Annotated in this window: 1 protein-coding gene and 1 other annotated feature (1 of these 2 only partly in view); the gene reads right to left on the minus strand. The window is 51.7% G+C overall.

Annotated elements, in window-relative coordinates; all coding sequences use genetic code 11:
• Positions 1 to 1,578: a sequence feature (most likely nonfunctional fraction of RNA operon), on the minus strand; it reaches 2,741 nt to the left of the window's first position.
• Positions 991 to 1,125 carry a hypothetical protein gene (locus J3U14_RS11585; protein ID WP_267369689.1) on the minus strand — a complete coding sequence of 45 codons (135 nt, stop codon included), beginning with the start codon at positions 1,123 to 1,125 and terminating at the stop codon, positions 991 to 993. (Overlaps the previous feature by 135 nt.)
• Positions 1,579 to 1,601: the final 23 nt, after the last annotated feature.

A 1,601-nucleotide genomic window follows, 5' to 3' on the forward strand; every position in this document is an offset into this window, starting at 1 on the left:
TCTAAACAAACAATCTGTGTGAACACTTACGAGCTCTTCGTAAGGAGGTGATCCAACCGCAGGTTCCCCTACGGTTACCTTGTTACGACTTCACCCCAGTCATGAATCACACCGTGGTAAACGCCCTCCCGAAGGTTAAGCTATCTACTTCTGGTGCAACCCACTCCCATGGTGTGACGGGCGGTGTGTACAAGGCCCGGGAACGTATTCACCGTGACATTCTGATTCACGATTACTAGCGATTCCGACTTCATGGAGTCGAGTTGCAGACTCCAATCCGGACTTAGACGTACTTTCTGAGGTCCGCTTGCTCTCGCGAGGTCGCCTCCCTTTGTATACGCCATTGTAGCACGTGTGTAGCCCTGGTCGTAAGGGCCATGATGACTTGACGTCGTCCCCACCTTCCTCCGCTTTATCAACGGCAGTCTCCTTTGAGTTCCCGACCTAATCGATGGCAACAAAGGATAAGGGTTGCGCTCGTTGCGGGACTTAACCCAACATTTCACAACACGAGCTGACGACAGCCATGCAGCACCTGTCTCACAGTTCCCGAAGGCACTCCAGCATCTCTGCCAGATTCTGTGGATGTCAAGACCAGGTAAGGTTCTTCGCGTTGCATCGAATTAAACCACATGCTCCACCGCTTGTGCGGGCCCCCGTCAATTCATTTGAGTTTTAACCTTGCGGCCGTACTCCCCAGGCGGTCGATTTATCGCGTTAGCTTCGGAGCCCATCACTCTAGGCAACAAACTCCAAATCGACATCGTTTACAGCGTGGACTACCAGGGTATCTAATCCTGTTTGCTCCCCACGCTTTCGCATCTCAGCGTCAGTATCTGTCCAGAAGGCCGCCTTCGCCACCGGTATTCCTCCACATCTCTACGCATTTCACCGCTACACGTGGAATTCTACCTTCCTCTACAATACTCCAGATAACCAGTTTTAAGTGCAATTCCCAGGTTGAGCCCGGGGCTTTCACACCTAACTTAATTATCCGCCTACATGCCCTTTACGCCCAGTCATTCCGATTAACGCTCGCACCCTCCGTATTACCGCGGCTGCTGGCACGGAGTTAGCCGGTGCTTCTTCTGTAGCTAACGTCAACTGCATGCACTTTTCATACACACAACTTCCTCACTACCGAAAGTACTTTACAACCCGAAGGCCTTCTTCATACACGCGGCATGGCTGCATCAGGGTTCCCCCCATTGTGCAATATTCCCCACTGCTGCCTCCCGTAGGAGTCTGGACCGTGTCTCAGTTCCAGTGTGGCTGGTCATCCTCTCAGACCAGCTAGAGATCGTCGCCTTGGTGAGCCTTTACCACACCAACTAGCTAATCCCATATGGGTTCATCAAATGGCGCACGTCCTTGCGGAACCGTACTTTGGTCTCTCAACTTTATGCGGTATTAGCAGTCGTTTCCAACTGTTGTCCCCCTCCATTTGGCAGATCCCCATACCTTACTCACCCGTCCGCCACTCGTCATCAAGTGCAAGCACTCATGTTACCGTTCGACTTGCATGTGTTAAGCCTGCCGCCAGCGTTCAATCTGAGCCATGATCAAACTCTTCAATTTAAAGTTTGATGCTCAATAACTGT

Origin of the sequence: Gilliamella sp. B3801, assembly GCF_026536645.1 — a bacterium.
In the GTDB taxonomy this organism is placed as follows: Bacteria; Pseudomonadota; Gammaproteobacteria; order Enterobacterales; family Orbaceae; genus Gilliamella; species Gilliamella apicola_I.